The 266-nt window shown below is 61.7% G+C and carries 1 protein-coding gene; it reads left to right on the top strand.

Going from position 1 to position 266, the window contains the following annotated elements:
• The coding region (locus SB764_RS40950; RefSeq protein WP_410866891.1) for a hypothetical protein at positions 1-266 on the top strand (266 nt) is incomplete at both ends.

Here is a 266-nt window from a genome sequence, read left to right as displayed (position 1 = left end):
CCGCCTGAACCTCGCCTTCAAGATTTCAGGCTACACGCCCGCCTTCATGAAGTCGCTGCAGGAAGCCGCCAAGGCCTCCGAAGCCAACCCGAACAAGGAAGAAGCCCAGCAGGCTCTCGGCCTTGCCATGCTTGGCCTGCTGCAGCAGCTGTCCTTCAACAGCGCCGAAATCCGCTTCGACGACGCCTCGATCACCAAGCGTGCGCTCGACTATGCCGGTTCCAAGCAGAACATGACCGGCAAGCAGATGGGCGACGCGCTGAAGG

It is taken from the genome of Paraburkholderia sp. SIMBA_027, from assembly GCF_046535315.1.
GTDB lineage: Bacteria > Pseudomonadota > Gammaproteobacteria > Burkholderiales > Burkholderiaceae > Paraburkholderia > Paraburkholderia tropica.
The sequence above is the reverse complement of the archived record's forward strand: the minus strand, read 5'-3'. Positions and strand labels throughout refer to the sequence as shown.